Origin of the sequence: Falsiroseomonas oryzae (assembly GCF_027856955.1) — a bacterium.
GTDB lineage: Bacteria > Pseudomonadota > Alphaproteobacteria > Acetobacterales > Acetobacteraceae > Falsiroseomonas > Falsiroseomonas oryzae.
Map to the genome: position 1 here is coordinate 1 of NZ_JAPSMD010000863.1, position 1,047 is coordinate 1,047.

Sequence of the window (1,047 nt, forward strand, 5' to 3'; positions counted from 1 at the left end):
GGCGGCGACGCCGTCCGACGCGATCGCGGCCCTGCATGACGCCGTCGCGACGGCGCTCGCCTCCACCGCGCTGCGCGCGCGCTACGCAGCGCTCGCCTTCGAGCCGGCGTCGGGCCCGCCCGCCGCGCTGTTCGAACTGGCGGCGCGCGAGACGCCGCGTTGGGCGGAGGTGATCCGCCGCGCCGGCGTGCGGGCGGACTGACCCGCTCAGAAGGACCCGAACAGGCTGCCCAGCAGGATCACCACCACCAGCGCCGCCAGCGACCCGCCGATGCCCGTCACCGCGATGTCCCGGTAGCTTTCGCGGTGCGTGCAGCCGCAGACCGCGAGCAGCGTGATGACGGCGCCGTTGTGCGGCAGGATGTCCAGCGTGCCCGCGCCGATCACTGCGACGCGGTGCATCAGGCCAGGGTCCATCCCCTGCTGCGCCGCGATCGCCATGTAGGTCGGCCCCAGCGCCTCCAGCGCGATGGTCAACCCGCCCGAGGCGGACCCTGTCAGCGCGGCCAGCACGTTGGTGGCGACCGCCAGCGAGACCAGCGGCCCGCCGCCGATGCCCAGCACCAGGTCGCGCACCGCGTCGAAGGCGGGCAGCGCGGCGACCACCGCGCCGAAGCCCACCAGGCTCGCCACGCCGACGATCGGCAGCACCGCGGCGTTGGCGCCGGCATCCATCGTGGCGCGCAGAGACGGGATGCGGCGCCCGTTGACCGCCACCAGCGTCACGATGGCGGCGGCCAGCGCGACCACCACCGCCCAGACGCCGGCCACCGCCTGCAGGCTGGTGCCGCCCCATCGCGGCTCCGCCAGGAAGCCGGCATCGATGCGCGGCAGCACCACCAGCGACATCAGCATGTTGACGACGACGACGACGACCAGCGGCAGCGCCGCCAGCAGCACCGGCGGGCGGTCCCGCGCCTCCGGGCTGCGATGGATCTCGGCCGGGTCGAAGTCGCGTGACGCGACGGCGCGCTCGCGCACCAGCGGGTCGTCCACCGCGGCGTCGGCGGCGTCCGGCCGGGCATCGCCGAAGCCCTCGCCGCGCGC

The 1,047-nt window shown here is 75.7% G+C and carries 2 pseudogenes; one reads left to right on the forward strand and one right to left on the reverse strand.

Going from position 1 to position 1,047, the window contains the following annotated elements:
- Positions 1–202, forward strand: a pseudogene (locus OZN99_RS32305) (Bug family tripartite tricarboxylate transporter substrate binding protein); the annotation flags it as partial.
- 5 nt (positions 203–207) lie between these two features.
- On the opposite strand, the pseudogene OZN99_RS32310 reads toward OZN99_RS32305, so the two are convergent.
- A pseudogene (locus tag OZN99_RS32310) lies at positions 208–1,047 on the reverse strand (GntP family permease); the annotation flags it as partial.